Origin of the sequence: Streptomyces sp. ICC4, from assembly GCF_003287915.1 — a bacterium.
GTDB lineage: Bacteria > Actinomycetota > Actinomycetes > Streptomycetales > Streptomycetaceae > Streptomyces > Streptomyces tritrimontium.
Window position 1 is genome coordinate 4,823,696 of sequence record NZ_CP030286.1, and the last position, 17,441, is coordinate 4,841,136.

Below are 17,441 nucleotides of genomic sequence, written 5' to 3' on the forward strand. Positions count from 1 at the left end.
AGATGGTTATAAGAGACAGACCACGCACCGTGCCCCAACCGCGCCCCTATCCAGGGCGCGGCGCACTGCAGCCATACGTGTCCGCAATCCGGTCAACGAAAGGTCTGGTGCACCACATGCGTCCCCTCACACGCCGACTGAGCGTCCTTGTACCCGCGTTACTGCTCACGGCGGGCATACAGGTCGCCGGCTCCACGGCCCACAGCGCACCGCCCACTGCCGGCGACGTCCGGTTGGCCGCGAGCGAGAGCGCGATCTCCGACAGCTGGATCGTCGCCCTCAAGGCCAACACCACGTCCATCGACGCGGTCGCGGGCGAGCTCACCCGCCGCAACAACGCCCGCCTCACGCACACCTACCGCAGCGCGCTGAACGGCTTCTCCGCGACGATGACACAGGCCCAGGCGCGAGCACTCGCCGCCGACCCGCGGGTCGCCTACGTCGAGCAGGACTCGAAGGTCACGCTCACCGCGACGCAGAACAACGCGACGTGGGGCATCGACCGGATCGACCAGCGCAACCTGCCGCTGAGCGGCACGTACACGTACAACACCACCGCCTCCAATGTCCACGTGTACGTCATCGACACCGGACTGCGCACATCTCACAGCGAGTTCGGCGGCCGGGCGTCCATCGGCACCGACACGGTGGGCGACGGCCAGAACGGCAATGATTGTCAGGGACATGGCACCCACGTCGCGGGTACGGCCGCCGGTTCCACCTACGGTGTCGCCAAGGGCGCCGCGATCGTCGGCGTACGGGTCCTGGACTGCAACGGTTCGGGCAGCAACTCTGCCGTCATCGCCGGCGTCGACTGGGTCACTGCCAACGCCATCAAGCCGGCCGTCGCCAACATGAGCCTGGGCGGCGGGGCGAACACCACCCTCGACAACGCCGTGAAGAAGTCCATCACCTCCGGCGTGACCTACTCCCTCGCGGCCGGCAACGGCGACTTCTTCGGCAACCCGCAGAACGCCTGCAACACCTCGCCCGCCCGCGTCGCCGAAGCGATCACCGTCGGCGCCACCGACAGCGCCGACAAGCGCGCCTCGTTCTCCAATTACGGCACCTGCCTGGACCTGTTCGCCCCCGGCGTGAGCATCACCAGCGCCTGGAAGGACAGCAATACCGCCACCAAGACCATCAGCGGCACCTCCATGGCCGCCCCCCACACCGCCGGCGCCGCCGCCCTCTACCTTGCGGCCAACCCGACGGCGACACCTGCCCAGGTCCGTGACGCCCTGGTGAACGGCGCCACCACCGGCAAGGTCCAGGACCCGAAGACCGGCTCCCCGAACAGGCTTCTCTACACGCTGTTCTGACATCCGTAAGGCCGGAGCGGGGCCCGTCAGCCCCGCTCCGGCCCGGATCCCGCCGGACTCCCGGCCGACGGCCCTCCCCCGCGTCGGCCGGGACCTCACGCAGACGTCACCCCCACACTCCAGGAGAAGCCATGCGACTTCGCATCCGGAGCAGGAAGACCGCTACCCTCGCGGCCTTACTGGCTCTCGCGGTTGCCACACCGCTGAGCGTCACCGCCACCGCATCAGCCCCGTCCCGGCCGTCCACGGCGACCGTCGACGAGGACATCAGGCAGTACGAGATCCACGGCCCCGCCACCGTCGCCGCCCGCACCGCGCTCGCCGCGACCGGTGTCTCCATCGACGAGGTGGACGCCCGCTCGGTAGTCGTCAGCGCCGACACCGGGGAGGCCAAGAAGCTGCGCGCGCTCGGCTACCAGCTCGAGGCGCTGCCCGGGCCGCCGGCCCGTACCGACGGACTCGCCATCGCACCGATGGACTTCCCCACGGCCGACTCCAAATACCACAACTACGCGGAGGCGATGGCGGAGATCGACCAGCGCATCGCGCAGTACCCGAGCATCATGAGCAAGAAGGTCATCGGCAAGTCCTACGAGGGCCGGGACATGATCGCGATCAAGATCAGCGATAACGTCGCGAGCGACGAGAACGAGCCCGAGGTCCTCTTCACCGCCCATCAGCACGCGCGCGAGCACCTGACCGTCGAGATGGCGCTGTATCTGCTGCGCGAGTTCGGCGAGGACTACGCGAGCGACTCGCGCATCGCCAATGCCGTCAACGGCCGCGAGATCTGGATCATCCCGGACCTCAACCCGGACGGCGGCGAGTACGACATCTCCACCGGCTCCTACAAGAGCTGGCGCAAGAACCGCCAGCCCAACGCCGGCTCCTCCGCCATCGGCACGGACGAGAACCGCAACTGGGACTACAAGTGGGGCTGCTGCGGCGGCTCCTCCAGCAGCAAGAGCTCCGACACCTACCGGGGCGCCGCCCCCGAGTCCGCCCCTGAGGTGAAGGTCGTCGCCGACTTCGTCCGCAGCCGCGTCGTCGGCGGGAAGCAGCAGATCAAGGCAGGCATCGACTTCCACACGTACAGCGAGCTGGTGCTCTGGCCCTTCGGGTACACCACTGCCAACACCGCGACCGGCATGACCCAGGACGACCGGGACGCCTTCGCGAGCGTCGGCCAGAAGATGGCCGCCAGCAACGGCTACACCGCCGAACAGTCCAGCGACCTCTACATCACCGACGGGTCGATCGACGACTACCTGTGGGGCAGCCAGAAGATCTTCGGCTATACCTTCGAGCTGTACCCGACCGGCTTCGGCGGCGGCGGCTTCTACCCGCCCGACGAGGTCATCGAACGCGAGACCAGCCGCAACCGCGACGCGGTACTGCAACTGGTCGAGAACGCGGACTGCATGTACCGCTCCATCGGCAAGGAAGCCCAGTACTGCGCCGCGCCCTGACCGCGGCCGGCTGACCTGACCCGACCGGCGCCTCCGGGCCTCACCGCCCGGAGCGCCTCGGCGATGGCGCGATGCGTGTGCGCGATCATCCGCGTCGTCCGGCACAGGCGACACCACCCGAACGCTCGGTATCGCGTCCCCGCAGTGGAGCCGCGGTGCCGAGCGTGCCTGCAGGACGGCGTCCCTTGCCCAACCCGCTGCGCCCCTCTGTTGCCACGCCCGGTGCCCCTTCCCTCGCCCGAGATCCGGAGTCTCGCCATGCCCATCTCATCCCGCGCCGCACTCGTCGGCGCACTCGCCGCCGGCCTTCTCGCCGCCCTCTCACTCCAGACGCCGGCAGCCGGCGCGCAGCCCGCCGCGGCGGCACCCGATCCGATCGTTTTCGTACACGGCTGGAACTCCAGCGGATCCACCTGGGACACCATGGCCGGCCGGTTCGCCACCGACGGGTGGCCGGTCAGTCACCTCGACAAGTGGACGTACAACACCAGCCAGTCCAACGCCACCACCGCCTCCCAGCTCTCGGCGGAGATCGACCGCGTCCTCGCCGCAACCGGCGCGACCAAGGTCGACGTCGTCACCCACTCCATGGGTGGCCTGTCCTCCCGCTACTTCCTCAAGAACCTCGGCGGCGACACCAAGGTCGACGCCTGGATCTCCCTTGGCGGCCCCAACCACGGCACCGACACCGCTAATTTCTGCGGCGGCGCCTCCTGCACGGAAATGCGCCCCGGATCCACGTTCCTGAACGCCCTCAACTCCGGCGACGAGACCCCCGGCGCTTCCCGCTACGCCACCTGGTGGTCGCCCTGCGACAGCACGATCAACCCCGACAGCAGCGTTGCCCTCACCGGCGCCACGAACACCAAGACCGCCTGCCTGAGCCACGGCGCACTGCGCACCGACACCACCGTCTACGGCCAAGTCAAGTCATTCGTCGGCTGACGGGCCGCAGGCCACCGCACGGCACGGCACGCAGGACCCCGTCCCAAGGAGACCTCATGCGCAAGAACTTCGCCGCGCTGGCAGCCACGCTCATCGCGGGAGGCCTACTGGGCATCGCTCCCCTCAATTCGGCTGCCGCCGCCACCCCCACCTGCGACTGGGTCGCCTCGTACGCCGGGGCCTGGGTCCCGATGTACAAGGCCGGCAACACCGTGAACTGCAACATGGTGCGCGGCACCAACAGCCCGGCCGTCCAGAAACTCCAGCACTCCATGAACCTTTGCTACGGCGAGAACCTCGTCGAAGACGGCGACTTCGGCGGAAGGACCCGCGACGCTCTCATCCGTACCCAGCAAAAGGCCGGAACCGCGGCGGACGGCGAATACGGACCCAACACCCGCAAGGCAATGCTCCACCAGGCCATCAACGGCGGCTGCATCCGCGTTCCATAACCCGCCCCGCTCACACCCGACGCCCTCCCACCCTCTTCCGGGAGGGCGTCAGCGGCTTCGGGGGTCCCCCTGAAAGATGGACGCGATATCTACCTTTTGTGCGAGGGTGGCGGCATGCTGTGGCACGTCGAGTACCGGCCACAGATACGGCTCGTCCGGAGCGGAGTTGAATATCGCGTCCGCTGCCTGCCGCGAGGGGGCGCACCTCGGAAGAGAGACCGCGGCTTGAGGGACCGGGCGCGGTATCGCCCGACTACGTCGGCAAGCCGATCACGCTGGGTGCCGACCCTCTCGCCGTTCATTACGCCGATCTCGACGTGCCCAGATGGCGGTCCGGGGTATCGCATTCGGCTCAGGACGTGCCGAGGGGCAACGTGGGCGTGACGCCAGAGCAATGCCGCGAACGCGAACCGACCCGGCCGCCGCATTGGACCAGGCCGGCCGCGTGGTCCACACTGGTTGGCCGGGATGCCGAACGGCGTCTGCTCATGGCGGGCGCGTTCAGCCCTCGGGCCCTGCTCGTGGTCGAGGGCGAGGCCGGCGTCGGCAAGACCCGGCTGGTCGCCGAGCTCCTCGATGACAGGGCCGGCACTGGCCGGCGCATTCTGTTCGGCCAGTGCTACCAGTCTCACGAACCGTTCCCGCTCGCCCCGGTCGTGGAGGCGCTGCGGTGTCTACGCGGTGTGCCGTCGTGGACGCTGCCGTTGAACCCGGTGGTCGGGGCTCTGGTGCCGCTGCTTCCGGAGCTCGCGGAGCACCTGCCCTCGGCTTTGCCGCCGCTGGGCGACCGAGGAGCGGAGAGACACCGGCTGGCGCGGGCAGTCCGGGAGCTGTTGTGCGCATCGGGTCCGACGCTGCTCGTCCTGGAGGATGTCCACCTGAGTGACACGCATACCCAGGATGTTCTGCAGTACGTGATGCGTCACATGCCACACCAACTGAGCATCGTGCTGACAGTGCGGCGGGAGGAGCTGGCGGACGCATCACCGCTGGGGCGTCTCTTCACCGAGTTGTCCGCCCGCGGCAGTCTCACCGAATTGCGCCTGGCACCGTTGGATGTGGCCGGGGTGGGGGAGCTGGCCGGCCTGCTCGTCACCGATGAGGCGATGCCGGCCGGGTTCGTCGAAGCCTTGCACGAGCGGACCAGGGGACTGCCGTTCGCGGTCGAGGTGATCACGCGGGCGATGCGGGACGAGCGGGCGGCGATTGGTGACGGTCCCGGGTGGTCGAGCCGGTCTTTGACGGAGTTGGACCTGCCGCCCGCGCTGCGCCGTTGGCTGCTCGACCGCCCGGCGCGCCTGGCGCCGGACGGGCAGCTGGTCGTACAGGCCGCCGCCGTACTCGGCCGGCCGGCGACCGGGGAGTCGCTCGCCGCGGTGGCCGGGCTCTCCCGGCGGCGGGCGACGAACGGACTGTCGGTGGCATTGGCGAGGACCCTGCTGTGCGAACACGGCGAGGGCCGCTACACCGTGCGCCACCCGCTGGTAGCCCAGGCCGTCTACGAGTCGTTGCCGACCCTGCGCCGACGCGAAATGCACACCCGTGCGGTACACGCGCTGCGGGCCGCACCGGGACCGCCGTCACTGCCGCAGCTCGCCCACCACGCCCGGTGGGCAGGCGACGCGGCCCAGTGGCGGCACTACGCCGAGGCGGCCGCCGATCAGGCCATGGCCGCGCGCAACGAATCGGCCGCCGCCCCCCTGCTGCTGGCCGTGCTGTCCGATCCTGGCCTGCCCTCGGACGATCGGGTTCGGATGGCGGTAAAGCTGAGCCGTGCGGCGTGGGCCGGTGTGGACCACGTCAAGACCGTCGCCGTGCTACGCCGCGCCCTCGCCGAGCCGATGCCCGCCGAGGTACACGGCGAGCTGCGGCTCAACCTCGGGTTGCTGCTGCGCAACCAGGGCGGCGCCGGCCACACCGCGATCGACGAGATCGCCTGCGCGGTCACCGAACTGCGGCACCGGCCCGCCCTGGTGGCCCGCGCGTTGGCCTCACTCGCCGTGCCCGTCGCGATCGACGGCGCCAGCCTGGGCGAGCACCTGGAGTGGCTGCGGCAGGCCACGGCGGCCGCACACCGGGTGCGTGACCCGGTCATCGTCACCGCGGTGCTGGTCAACCGTGCCTGCGCGCTGATGTCCTCGGGCGACTCCGAGGCCTGGCAGGTGGTCGAGACCCTGCCGACCGCGGAAGCAACTCCGGCGCAACGGCTGCACCTGGCCCGTGCCTGCGTCAACCTGGCGCAGTCCACAAACAGCCTCGGCCACCACCGCGCCGCCGAGGAGTTCCTGCACCGCGGGCAGGAACTCCTCGCCGAAGCCGACGCCCCCTACCTGACCGGCATGGCCGAGTCCGGCCGGCTGATGCTGGACTGGGCGGTCGGTCGGTGGACCGGGCTGCGCGACCGGGCCCTGTCCGCCTCGGCCCGCCTCGCCGACCAGGCCGCACCCGCGGCCGAGGCGCAGTTGGTCGCCGGCCTGCTCGCCTTGGCCGCCGGCGACGTGCCCGAGGCCGTACGGGCACTGCGAGCAGCGGTGCAGGCCAACCCCAACGGTTGGGTACCCGTGCTCGCGGCCGCGCGGGCGGCGCTGGTGCGCGCGGGCGGTACGGCCGAGGACACCGCCGAGGCGTACCGACTGCTCGACGCGATCCGGCGCAAGGGCGTCTGGGTCTGGGCCGTGGACGTGGCGCCGGTCGTCGTCGAGGCCATGGTCCGCGACGGTCGGCTCGGCGCCGCGGAGGAGGTTGTGGCGGAGTACGCCGCGGGCATCGCCGACCGCGACAGCCCCGCCGCGTTGAGCGCACTCGCGGTGTGCCGCGCCGTGCTCGCCCAGGCGCGCCGGCGCTATGGCGAGGCCGAGCAGCGCTACGCCGAGGCGGAGGCGCTCTACCGCGCCCTGCCCCGGCCGTACGAGGCGGCGCGGGCCGTGGAAGCGAGGGGCGCGTGCAGGTTCACCGCCGGGCGTGACGGGCTGGACGCGCTGAAACAGGCCCTCACCGAGTTCGACGCGCTGGGCGCCGGCTGGGACGCCGCGCGCTGCCGGCTGACCCTGCGCAAGCACGGCGTCGCCGTGCCGCACCGCAGAGGTCCCCGCGGGTACGGTCGGCAACTCTCGCCCCGCGAACAGCAGGTTGCCGAACTCGCCGCAGCCGGTATGACCAACCGGGAGATCGCCGCCGCCCTCTACCTGTCGCCCCGAACTGTCGAGCAGCACATGGCCGGCATCATGCACAAACTGGACGTCAGCTCACGCCAGGCGATCGCCGCGACGATGACATCCCGTCAGCAGTAGGTAGGCAGCCGCTATCTCCTGCGTATCCCTACGTATTGCTGTGGGCACCGTGCAAACGACATGGTCCTCTCGGGTCGAACCCTCCACCCCGACCCCCACCGGGAGGAACAGTGTCCCCACGAACCCTCATATCCGCCGTCGTCCTGGCCATGTCCGGCACTCTGGCGTTGCCCGCCGCCGTCGCGTTCAGCGCGCCCGCAAGTAGTTCGCCCACTGCGGAAATCCTCGGTGCGGATCGCCCGGGAGCGATCGCCGGCAGCTACATCGTCACGCTCAAGGACACCGCGACCCTGAGGTCCCGTGGCGTCCCGGGCGCCACAGGCGACCTCGCCAAGCGGTACGGCGGCGAGGTCGGGCACGTGTACACCACGGCCCTGAACGGCTTCTCGGTGAAGCTGGGCGAGGCCGCCGCGAAGCGGCTGGCCGCCGACCCCGCGGTCGCCCGTGTCGAGGCCGACGGCCGCGCCCACATCGCGGGAAGCCAGAGTCCGGCCGACTGGGGCCTGGACCGCACGGACCAGCGGGCCCTGCCGCTGAACAACGCCTACACCTACACCCAGACCGGTGCCGGCGTGCACGCGTACATCCTCGACACGGGCATGCGCAACAATCACGGACAGTTCGACGGCCGCTGGTCCGTCGGCGTGGATACCGTGCCCGGCAGCGGCCAGAACGGATTGGACTGCAACGGCCACGGCACGCACGTGGCCGGTACCGTCGGCGGTTCCACCTGGGGTATGGCCAAAGCGGTCACCCTGCACGCCGTACGCGTCCTGAACTGTGACGGTGGCGCGGACTGGTCCTGGGTGATAGCCGGCGTGGACTGGGTCACCGCCAACGCCATCAAGCCGGCCGTGGCCAACATGAGCCTGGGCGGTGAGGCCAACGCCACCCTGGACGCCGCGGTGGCCAAGTCCATCAACTCCGGGGTCAGCTACGCGATCGCAGCCGGCAACTCCAATGTCGACGCCTGCACCGTCTCCCCGGCCCGGGTGGCCGGTGCCAACACGGTCGGTGCCACCGACATCACCGACGCCCGTGCCTCGTTCTCCAACTTCGGTACCTGTACGGACATCTTCGCGCCCGGGGTCAACATCGAGTCGGACACGTGGTTCACCGCCCCCGCCTCCCAGAAGCTGAGCGGCACCTCCATGGCCTCCCCCCACGTGGCCGGCGCCATCGCCCTGTACCTGCAGGCCAACCCGAGCGCCTCCCCGGCCCAGGTGACCTCGGCCATGGTCAACGCCGCCACCGCCGGAGCAGTCACCAACCCCGGCGCCGGCTCACCCAACCGTCTGCTCTACAGCCAAGGCTGGGCAGCCCCGGGCGGGCCGCCCCCGCCCACCGCCAGCTTCACCAACAGCTGCAACAACACCACCTTCGCCTGCAGCTTCGACGGCTCGGCGTCCTCCGACTCCAACGGAACGATCACCAGGTGGTCGTGGGACTTCGGCGACGGCACCACCGGCACGGGGAAGACCATCTCGCACACCTATAGCAAGGGAGCCGTCTACAGCGTCACGCTCACTGTCACCGACAACAGCGGGGACACCGGCACGGCCGGCAAGAGCTTCCGCGTCGGCCCCAACAAGGCTCCGACCGCGAGCTTCACGGACGGCTGCATCACCTACACCACGATTCCGCAGATGAACTGCTTCCTCTACGGCAGTGGTTCCGCCGACTCCGACGGGACGATCACCAAGTGGTCGTGGACCTTCGGTGACGGCGCCACCAGCACCAGCACCACCAATTCCAGCGCCTACCACTCCTACGTCGACCACGGCCCCTACACCATCACACTCACCGTCACCGACAACGAAGGCGCCACCGCCTCCGTGACCAGGAGCGTCAGCAAGCCATAGCGGGGCGTCCCACCTCACACGGTCAGATGTTGTCCTGACGGCGTCGGGGTGAGGAGTCCGGGGTCGATGGCGGCGCTTGCGCTCGCAGCGGTGGATCCGCCAGAACAGCTCCAGCCTCATCTTCCCCGTCGGTCTGGAGCAGGGAGAGCGGGAGTCTCCCCTCCGCATCCAGTGTTGCGGGACATTGAAGACGAGCACATCCACGCCGCCACTCGGGATGCGACGGCGTGAGAAGACCCTGACGGCCGACAGGCCGTCAGGGTCTCTGCTGTTCAGGGTGATCGGGGCAATGCTCCCTGGCGGACCCTGGGGACCGTCCGATCCTGACCGCGGGGTGGCGCCCCGCTCCTCGTCATCGCCTTGTCAGCCGTGACGAGTCCGGCGCTCAGGTGTGGACGATGCTGTTGCGACCGTCGTGGCCATCGGCGCTCTCGTCGTCGAACCAATAGCCGCCGTGGGCGAGGTAGCGGAACGCGTACCGCTGCTCATTGGGCAGGGCGATCGTGACCGCGCGGGTGCCGTCCGCTCGCGCGACGAAGAGGTTGTCTGCGGGCTGCCAGTCGTTGAAATCGCCTACGACACTGACGTGGCCCAAGGGGCGGTCCGCGGGGATGACGAATGTGATCGCGGTCTGCTTCTTACGGCGGGCACGCTCCAGCATGGCAAAACCCTTCGTCGTCGGGCGATTGGATCAGCATCTCCATCCCTCTACCCTCCCGGCACCCCCTGTTGCACTGACCGCGCAATCCGCCGCCCGTCTGGCCGCACCTGGTGGAGATGATCTGGCACATCGCGGGCACGTGCCCGGTCCGGCAGCTGGGGCCGGACAGGTGATCCGGCGGCGTGCCGGATGGACAGCTATGGCGTGCGAGCGTTTACGTGGGGTGGTGCTAAGCCGACCATATGACGACATGACCGGCGGGGGCTGAATCCCGATGAGTGGCACCTTTACGATGCGGACCCACAGGCTCCGGCCGTGGCAAGCCGGCCTCTACCACGACGCGATCCGCGCCGGCCGCGGTCCGCTGTTCCTGCGTGGGGCCGGTGGCCGGCTCCTGCCGCTGGAGGTTGAGCGGTGGTGCGCCCGCGCCGATCTCGCCGACCTGACGGTCCTCCACCGGTGCGCGGGAACGGTCCTCGACATCGGCTGCGGCCCGGGGCGGCTGGTCGCAGCCCTCCCCGGCCTCGGGCACCCGGCGCTCGGCATCGACGTAAGTCCCGAGGCTGTGGCCCGAACGGCCCGCTCCGCTCCTCTGGGTGGCAGAGCGCTGTGCCGCTCCGTGTTCGATCCGTTGCCGGATGAGGGCCGTTGGCACACGGCGTTGCTGATCGACGGGAACATCGGAATCGGCGGGGACCCACGCGCCCTGCTGGGGCGCATCTCACAGATCACGGCGGCCGGGGGGCTGCTGCTCGTGGAGACGGCGCCCGGGGATGTCGACGATCGGATGCTGGTACGTATGAGCGACGGACGGTCCAGCTTCGGCACGGCGTTTCCCTGGGCCAGACTCGGCGTCCCGGCACTCTTGCGCGTGGCTCGGGAAACGGGCTGGGTGTCCAGCGAGCGGTGGAGGACCCCACACCGCAGTTTCGTCGCACTGCGCCGCGCTCCCTGACAGCGGCGCTTCGCGGTGATGCGACCCCAGGGCGGGCCCTCTCACCGCCGATCCCGACGGTGATCCTCAGGCCGATGCGTGGGGTCGTTCTGCCCGGCTTCGAGCCGATCAGCGCGGCTGGATGTATGGGGGCAGGAGAGGATCGACCGCTGCGGCGGTCAGTCATCAATGGCGGTCACTCTGCGGGTCTCCTGGCCGGGTCCGGCGGGGAGCCGGCCGGATGAGGCGGGAGGACCACATGCTGACCAGCAGCCAGAGGGCCGAGAGGCCGAACAGAAGTGCGGTGATCAGTAGCCAGCGTCCCAGGAACACGTCTTCTGGCAGGCCGGAAGACGACTCGTAGCCGTCCACCTGCCTAAGGATCAGGGGAAACCAGGTCAGCAGCAGGACGCCGGAGAGGAAGGCCGGTACCCGGACGTAGTTGATCCATCCCCTCGCCGTCCCGGGGCTACCGGACTGGGCGACATGCCCGCGGCGGGGCAGGATCGCCTGCGCGCCGCGGTCGGTGATCGTGTAGAGCGGCAGCAGGACCAGGTCGTGCAGGAGGGCGGCTCCGACGAACCAGACGACGACACCGACCGTGTCCCCGTGCAGCAGCCGGATCCCCGCATACACGGTGAGGGCGAAGGAGCACAGCACCAGCAGCAGGTGCAGGGGTGAGGCCCCGTAGCGTGAGGTGAGGCCCTTCATGCGCTCTCTCCGAAAGTGAGACGGGTGACCCACTTGGTGTTGTGCACCCCTGGGTTGGCCGGGACGATGACCCGAGCCGGATACCCGTGATCCGGCGAAAGGTCGGCTCCGTTGACGCGTAGTGCCAGCAGGGAGCGCGGGTCGCGGACCTGGTTGTCGTGCAGCGCCGCCGAGCGGAAGGATCCGCTTCGTTGGGCGGATTCGACGAACACTCCCGGCGTCCGGTCCCCGAACCCGACCAGTGCGGCGAGATCGGCCAGCCGTACCCCGCTCCACTCCTGGTCGGAAGTGGACCACCCCTCCACGCAGGCGATCGGCAGCGCGGCACCGTGCTGGGGCAGCGCCAGGAGCTGCTCCCGGCTGAGAACCGACTCCAGGCCGCCGCCGCGTACGACCAGCCTCCAGGCCGGGCCGATGTCACGGGCCTGGATGCCGACGCCGGCGGCGGTCTTGTTGATCTGGAAGCCGTTGGGGCCCGGCCCCGGGTCCTGTCCGTGTGGAGCGAGCAGCGCGGTGGCCCTCAGGGACCCGCCGATGCTCTGCCCGGCCGTCACCCCGAGCAGCAGCAGTGAGCCCGCGCCCACCATGCCCAGAGCGCCTCGTCGCGACATGGATGGCGGGGCCGGACTCGGGGCCACCAGGCCTGTCTCGTCAGCCGGTTCTGGCTGCGTGCGGCTGACCGGCGTGCGCAGTTCCGCCCACAGGCTGCGGCTGCGCAGCGTCCGCATCATCAGGGGGATACGGAAGGCGATGTGCACGACGAAGGCGCCGATGAACACCCAGGACCCGTAGAGGTGAAGGACGTAGAACGAGCCGGGGAAGATGTAGTCCAGCTGGACGTTGAGCACCCCGGTGGCGAACACGAACAAGACCCCGCCGACCAGCAGCAGCAAAGACAGCCGCTCCAGCCCGTGACTGACCGACTTCACCGGCGGCCAGGCGAACAGCCGGGGGATCACCGACCACAGCTTCGCCAGCAGCACCGGGATCAGCACGATGCCGAGGGTGACATGGACGCCCTGGGTGAGGCGGTACAGCCAGTACGGGCTCGTCGGCCAGGAGAACAGGTAGAAGCCCAGCCACCCTTTGTCGGGTGTCTGGTCATTGCCTGGCGCCAGATCCGGGTTATAGGCGGCATAGGACAGCAGCCCCGTCGCGAACAGCACGGTGACGCCGACCAGCAGCACCGCGCCGAGAACCGATGTCAGCCACGGCCCCCGCAGAGGACTGCGCCAGAACTCCGGGCGGGAGGGACCGGCCGCCGGCCTGACCCGCAACACCGAGCCCAGCCGGGCTCCCACGGCGCCCGCGGCCGCACGAAGGCGTGCCGTTGCCGTCGCCGCTGTGCGGTCGTCGGCCGGCCCGTCGGCAGAAGCAGAAGGACTCGCCGGGCTCCGACTGCCGCCCCTCTCGCTCCCTGCCACCGACGCGACGTCACTCGTAGGGAGTGGGCTCCCTTTTGCCGCACCCGAGCGAGACGGCGTCGTCGTCTCCTCATCGCGCGGTCCCGGGCCCGGGGCGGCGCCGCCGTCCGCAGCATGAGGTTCTGCCCGGTGCGGTTCGTCATGCTTGCCGCCTGCATCATCCATGGGATTCCTCGAGTGGCTCACGGAGCGACAGATAACCGTCCCAACGGGAAGATATGCCACGGTGTCAGATTTCGACGCTGCCTGACCGCGGTGCGACGACGGCGTCGCCCGGAAGCGGCGCGGCCGTCGTCCGCCGCCCCGTCCAGCATGGAGACCCGCTCCCTCGGCAGCGCCGTGAGCCCGGCGTCGTCACGGGCTGCCCGGCGCGCGGTAACCGCACGGGCGGAGGCGGGGCTCCTGCCGGATCGCGATGACCTGGTCGGCGTCCTCCGTCAGATGGCGACCGTCCGGGCGCGGTCGAGGATGGCCGCGGTGTCCACCCCGGGCGGCAGGGTGCCGAACGCGTTGCCGTGCTCGCCGCCGAGCCGGGAGACACAGAAGGCGTCGGCGACCGCGGTGGGCGCGTGGCGTTGCAGGAGTGAGCCTTGGAGGACGAGCGCCATCGTCTCGGTGAGCTGTCGGGCGCGGTATTCGGCTTCGCCGGGGTCGGCCAGGTGCTTGTGGAGGCCGGCGACCGCCGCGTCCAGGTGCCGGTCGGCGCCCGCGGCCTGCTCGACTTCGGCGAAGAAGGACTCGACGGTCTCCGGCTGCCGGGTCATCGCCCGGAGCGAGTCCAGGGCGGCGACGTTGCCGGAGCCTTCCCAGATGGATGCCAGTGGAGCTTCCCGGTACAGGCGGGGCATGCCGGATTCCTCGATGTAGCCGTTTCCGCCCAGGCATTCGAGGGCTTCGGCGGCGTGCGCGGGGCCGCGCTTGCAGACCCAGTACTTGGTCACGGCCAGACCCAGGCGGCGCAGGTGGGCTTCTTCGGTGTTCCCCGCGGCGACCCGGTCGGTGGCGCCCGCGAGTCGCATAGCCACCGCGGTCGCCGCTTCGGACTCCAGGGCGAGGTCGGCCAGGACGTTGCGCATCAGGGGCTGGTCGATGAGGGCCTTGCCGAAGGCGCGTCGGTGGGCGGCGTGATGGACGGCCCGGATGAGACCGAGGCGCATCCCGGAGGCGGCGCCCAGGACGCAGTCGAGCCGGGTCATGTTGACCATCTCGATGATGGTCGCCACCCCTCTTCCTTCCTCCCCGACCAGCCAGCCGAACGCTTCGTCGTACTCGATCTCGGCGGAAGCGTTGGAGCGGTTGCCCAGCTTGTCCTTGAGACGCTGCAGCAGGATTCGGTTGCGGCTGGCGTCCGGGAGCACCCGGGGCAGCAGGAAGCACGACAGCCCCCCGGGGGCCTGGGCCAGGGTCAGGAAGACGTCCGACATGGGGGCGGAGGTGAACCACTTGTGCCCGGTGAGGCGGTACGTGCCGTCGCCGGCGGGTACCGCGGTGGTGGTGTTGGCCCGTACGTCGGAGCCGCCCTGCTTCTCGGTCATCGACATGCCGGCGATCAGGCCGCGCTTGGTGTCGGGCTGGCGCAGCCCGAAGTCGTACTCCCGGGAGGTGAGCAGCGGCTCCAGCCAGCCCGCGAGATCCGGTGCGGCGCGCAACGCGGGGACCGCCGCATAGGTCATCGACACCGGGCAGATGTGGCCCGCCTCGACCTGCCCCCAGATGTAGAACTTCGCGGCCCTGGCCACGTGCGCGCCCAGCCGGTCGTCCCGCCACGGTGCGGCGTGCAGGCCGTGGCCGACGGCCGTATCCATGAGCTCGTGCCAGTACGGGTGGAACTCCACCTCGTCGATGCGGTGCCCGTAGCGGTCATGGGTACGCAGCACCGGAGGATTCTCGTTGACCACGCGGCCCCATTCGGCGGACTGCTCCGAGCCGGCGATCACCCCGAGTTCATGCATCTCGGCCACGGCCCAGCCGGCGCCCTCCCGGGCGGTCGCCTCCAGCAACGCCGGGTCGGCAGCAGCGTCGTAACCGTGGTGTGGCGGGACCTGGTTGGTGACCTCATGCGTCTGCGGCATCGTGCCCTCCAAGGGAACGCAGGGTGAAGGTGATCAGTGCGGGAATCACGTCGTCCGGTCTCGCGTCACCGTCGGCGAGCGGACCGACGAGCGCCTCGGCGACCGCGCCGACGAGCGCCGCCGCCGTCAGCTCCGGTGACTGCGGGGGCAGTTCGCCGGTGGCCACACCCGCGGCGATCTGCTGGGCGAACACATCACGGAACGCCCGCCTGAAGACGAGCCGTTCGGAGTCGACAGCCGGGTCCACCGGCTCCGCGAGCAGCGCGAAGGCCCGGCGCGGCGCCTGCAGGGCCCGGGTGGCGAAGGTTTCCACCGCGGCGGCCACGCGCTGCGCCGCTGATCCGGGACGCTCTGCCGCGGCGGCCACCGCCTCCACCTCGCGGGCCACCAGGGCCCGGAAAAGTGCGGCCGCCAGCTCGGACTTGCCAGAGAAGGACTGGTACACGCTGCCCGTGGAGATTCCCGCTTCGGCAGCGATCGCCGCCACCGAGCAGCCGGCGTACCCCTCACGTGAGAGCAGGCGCACGGCGGCCTCCAGCACCTGGTCGCGACGGGCGTCGAGGCGGGCCTGCACGGCAGGGGGTCTTCGGTAGGGCATGAAAGAATTGAAGCACTGATTCATTACTTCATGCCAGCCTCTGCGGGACATTGAACCGCCTCGGCGGGCGCACCGTTGGAACCTCGGGCTGGGCTCGTCCCGTGGTGCCGGCGCGGTCACCGCCTTCTCCTCGGGAAGCAAGTCCTTCACCGGCCTGCCGGCGGCCGGACGCTTCGCGATCGAGGGGACACGAGTCACCCGGCTCCGGCTGCGCTTCGCGGCGGACCAGACGCCGAAGGCGTACGTGTTCGTCAACAAGGCAACCCGGACCGTCGAGTACCCGTGACGGTCGCCGTCCCGGGAGGCCCGTGAGGGTTGCGGTGGCGCCACAGCCGGTGTCACACCCCCGCGGGACATGGCATGACCCGCATGCGCGCATGACATCCGGCTGGAGGACGGCCTGATCGTCGAGCGCTGGGACGTCGCCGAGCCCCTCCCGTCTCCCGGCGAGGCGAACAACAGCGGCAAGTTCTGACCTCACGGTGCTGCGCCTGGCTCTACAAGCGCAGCACCGAGGATCGAGAATCGCCACGGACGGGCGCTGGACCACCGGGAGGGACTGGCCGGCGCGGATCCATGGCCTGGCTCAAGAAGCACGTGGCCAACGCCAAGGCCGAAGGCCACGACGGGATCGCGACGTTCCCCGATGGCCGGCTCACCCACTCTCCCCGAGCTGGCTACGCGGCGCCCGCCGCTGTCAGTAGCGCGACCGGCAGGAGCAGGATCCACTGCGGCAGCCGGAGTAGCGGTTTCGGCCAGCCGACCGACAGTGTGATGATCAGGAAGGCTGCTGCGTACGCGATGAAGTGCGCAGCCACGAACCATGCCACCAGGCTGGTCCCTGGCGTGCCGTCCGCCAGCGCGAGGTAGACCAAAGCGACTCCGGAGAGCACCAGGTCGACGCTCACCATGTGCCACACGGCGTGCAAGACGCGTTTGGGCTCGTCCACCAGCCCGCTGGACAGCAGCGGGCGCACTATCTCCCGGTGCCCGCCGACGATGTGCGCTGCGGACACGCCGAACGCGGTGATGCCCGCTGCGAGGAGCCAGCCGTTCATCGGATCTCGATTCCTTTGGCTATAACGGCAGCCAGCCGGCCGGCCAGCTGCGGAGTCGGGTGTTCTCCGACCAGTCCGAGGTGGAAGAACACGGCTCCGGCGAGCATGTCCAGGACCAGGTCAACCGGTGTGCCTGCCGCGATCTCGCCGCGGAGCACGGCGCGTTCGAAGACGATCAGCAGTCGTTCCTTCGACGGGGCCAGGAAGTCGGTCCGGATGCGCGCCTTCAGGACGGGGTCGGCGGCGAAGTCGGCGAGCAGCCCCGGGAGCGCCGCTGCGGCGGCAGGCGCGTGGAACTCCGCGATGAGGCCCTGCAGCAGTACGGTCAGGTCCCCGGTCAGCGTTCCGGAGTCCGGTATCGGAGCTTGGTCGGTGGTCGTGAAGACGGCTTCGAAGATCAGCTCCGGCTTGCCCGGCCATCGCCGGTAGATCGTGTCCTTGCCAACACCGGCCCGCGCGGCCACGGCCCCGATCGATGTCGCGGCGTAGCCGGCCTCTGCCACCAGCTCTGCGGTCGCGCTGATGATCGCCGCGTGTGCGCGCCGATCCCTGGGACGTCCCCTTGAGGGCGGAGAAGAGTTCACGGTATTTATATTACGAGTCGACCCGTTTGGTAAACAATCAGGTGTCATCCGAGCGGCCC

General features: G+C 69.9%; 14 protein-coding genes. 7 read left to right on the forward strand and 7 right to left on the reverse strand.

Annotation, left to right across the window (positions count from 1 at the left end; genetic code table 11):
- Positions 1 to 116: 116 nt before the first annotated feature.
- The 6 genes from DRB89_RS22395 (at position 117) to DRB89_RS22420 (ending at position 9,340) form a co-directional block, all read left to right on the forward strand.
- A complete protein-coding gene (locus DRB89_RS22395; RefSeq protein WP_112453475.1) occupies positions 117 to 1,322 on the forward strand; it encodes a S8 family peptidase in 1,206 nt (401 codons plus the stop codon).
- 131 nt (positions 1,323 to 1,453) lie between these two features.
- Positions 1,454 to 2,791, forward strand: coding sequence for a M14 family metallopeptidase (locus DRB89_RS22400; protein WP_112449152.1), 1,338 nt, complete (start codon positions 1,454 to 1,456; stop codon positions 2,789 to 2,791).
- 258 nt (positions 2,792 to 3,049) lie between these two features.
- Positions 3,050 to 3,736, forward strand: a complete 687-nt coding sequence (locus DRB89_RS22405; protein WP_112449151.1) for a triacylglycerol lipase — start codon at positions 3,050 to 3,052, stop codon at positions 3,734 to 3,736.
- A 56-nt stretch (positions 3,737 to 3,792) separates the two neighbouring features.
- Entirely contained in the window at positions 3,793 to 4,188 is a 396-nt protein-coding gene (locus DRB89_RS22410; protein ID WP_112449150.1) for a peptidoglycan-binding domain-containing protein, read from the forward strand.
- Between the two features lie 380 nt (positions 4,189 to 4,568).
- The gene (locus DRB89_RS22415) at positions 4,569 to 7,478 is read left to right on the forward strand and encodes a LuxR family transcriptional regulator (RefSeq protein WP_275431897.1); all 2,910 of its coding nucleotides are present in this window, start codon (positions 4,569 to 4,571) and stop codon (positions 7,476 to 7,478) included.
- Between the two features lie 110 nt (positions 7,479 to 7,588).
- Positions 7,589 to 9,340, forward strand: coding sequence for a S8 family serine peptidase (locus DRB89_RS22420; protein WP_162688687.1), 1,752 nt, complete (start codon positions 7,589 to 7,591; stop codon positions 9,338 to 9,340).
- 385 nt (positions 9,341 to 9,725) lie between these two features.
- Here DRB89_RS22420 and DRB89_RS22425 read toward each other — a convergent pair whose 3' ends face one another.
- Entirely contained in the window at positions 9,726 to 10,001 is a 276-nt protein-coding gene (locus tag DRB89_RS22425; protein ID WP_112449147.1) for an isoamylase early set domain-containing protein, read from the reverse strand.
- Positions 10,002 to 10,293: 292 nt separating this feature from the next.
- Between DRB89_RS22425 and DRB89_RS22430 the strand changes: the two genes are divergently transcribed.
- A complete protein-coding gene (locus tag DRB89_RS22430; RefSeq protein WP_239516832.1) occupies positions 10,294 to 10,956 on the forward strand; it encodes a methyltransferase domain-containing protein in 663 nt (220 codons plus the stop codon).
- A 165-nt stretch (positions 10,957 to 11,121) separates the two neighbouring features.
- Here DRB89_RS22430 and DRB89_RS22435 read toward each other — a convergent pair whose 3' ends face one another.
- The 6 genes from DRB89_RS22435 to DRB89_RS22460 all read right to left on the reverse strand — a co-directional run bounded on the left by DRB89_RS22435 (position 11,122) and on the right by DRB89_RS22460 (position 17,430).
- Positions 11,122 to 11,646 (reverse strand): hypothetical protein, encoded by a 525-nt coding sequence (locus DRB89_RS22435; RefSeq protein ID WP_112449145.1) that lies wholly within the window; start codon positions 11,644 to 11,646, stop codon positions 11,122 to 11,124.
- Positions 11,643 to 12,923: a molybdopterin-dependent oxidoreductase gene (locus DRB89_RS22440; protein ID WP_204358041.1), complete on the reverse strand. Its 1,281-nt coding sequence runs from the start codon at positions 12,921 to 12,923 to the stop codon at positions 11,643 to 11,645. Before DRB89_RS22440 ends, DRB89_RS22435 begins: the two co-directional genes overlap by 4 nt.
- 584 nt (positions 12,924 to 13,507) lie before the next feature.
- Complete coding sequence (locus DRB89_RS22445) at positions 13,508 to 15,142, reverse strand: isovaleryl-CoA dehydrogenase (protein WP_112449143.1); 1,635 nt, start codon at positions 15,140 to 15,142, stop codon at positions 13,508 to 13,510.
- Entirely contained in the window at positions 15,126 to 15,740 is a 615-nt protein-coding gene (locus tag DRB89_RS22450; RefSeq protein WP_112449142.1) for a TetR/AcrR family transcriptional regulator, read from the reverse strand. The genes DRB89_RS22445 and DRB89_RS22450 overlap by 17 nt, the downstream gene beginning before the upstream one ends.
- Before the next feature lie 677 nt (positions 15,741 to 16,417).
- On the reverse strand, positions 16,418 to 16,798 hold the full coding sequence (locus tag DRB89_RS22455) for a hypothetical protein (RefSeq protein ID WP_112449141.1): 381 nt from the start codon (positions 16,796 to 16,798) through the stop codon (positions 16,418 to 16,420).
- The gene (locus tag DRB89_RS22460) at positions 16,795 to 17,430 is read right to left on the reverse strand and encodes a TetR/AcrR family transcriptional regulator (protein ID WP_275431896.1); all 636 of its coding nucleotides are present in this window, start codon (positions 17,428 to 17,430) and stop codon (positions 16,795 to 16,797) included. The genes DRB89_RS22455 and DRB89_RS22460 overlap by 4 nt, the downstream gene beginning before the upstream one ends.
- Positions 17,431 to 17,441 lie beyond the last annotated feature (11 nt).

Excerpts from the sequence above, each read along its gene's own strand:
- DRB89_RS22395 (WP_112453475.1), top strand. The coding sequence starts at position 117 with ATGCGTCCCCTCACACGCCGACTGAGCGTCCTTGTACCCGCGTTACTG.
- DRB89_RS22400 (WP_112449152.1), top strand. The coding sequence starts at position 1,454 with ATGCGACTTCGCATCCGGAGCAGGAAGACCGCTACCCTCGCGGCCTTA.
- DRB89_RS22405 (WP_112449151.1), top strand. The coding sequence starts at position 3,050 with ATGCCCATCTCATCCCGCGCCGCACTCGTCGGCGCACTCGCCGCCGGC.
- DRB89_RS22410 (WP_112449150.1), top strand. The coding sequence starts at position 3,793 with ATGCGCAAGAACTTCGCCGCGCTGGCAGCCACGCTCATCGCGGGAGGC.
- DRB89_RS22425 (WP_112449147.1), bottom strand. The coding sequence starts at position 10,001 with ATGCTGGAGCGTGCCCGCCGTAAGAAGCAGACCGCGATCACATTCGTC.
- DRB89_RS22430 (WP_239516832.1), top strand. The coding sequence starts at position 10,294 with ATGCGGACCCACAGGCTCCGGCCGTGGCAAGCCGGCCTCTACCACGAC.
- DRB89_RS22435 (WP_112449145.1), bottom strand. The coding sequence starts at position 11,646 with ATGAAGGGCCTCACCTCACGCTACGGGGCCTCACCCCTGCACCTGCTG.
- DRB89_RS22445 (WP_112449143.1), bottom strand. The coding sequence starts at position 15,142 with ATGCCGCAGACGCATGAGGTCACCAACCAGGTCCCGCCACACCACGGT.
- DRB89_RS22450 (WP_112449142.1), bottom strand. The coding sequence starts at position 15,740 with ATGCCCTACCGAAGACCCCCTGCCGTGCAGGCCCGCCTCGACGCCCGT.
- DRB89_RS22455 (WP_112449141.1), bottom strand. The coding sequence starts at position 16,798 with ATGAACGGCTGGCTCCTCGCAGCGGGCATCACCGCGTTCGGCGTGTCC.
- DRB89_RS22460 (WP_275431896.1), bottom strand. The coding sequence starts at position 17,430 with ATGACACCTGATTGTTTACCAAACGGGTCGACTCGTAATATAAATACC.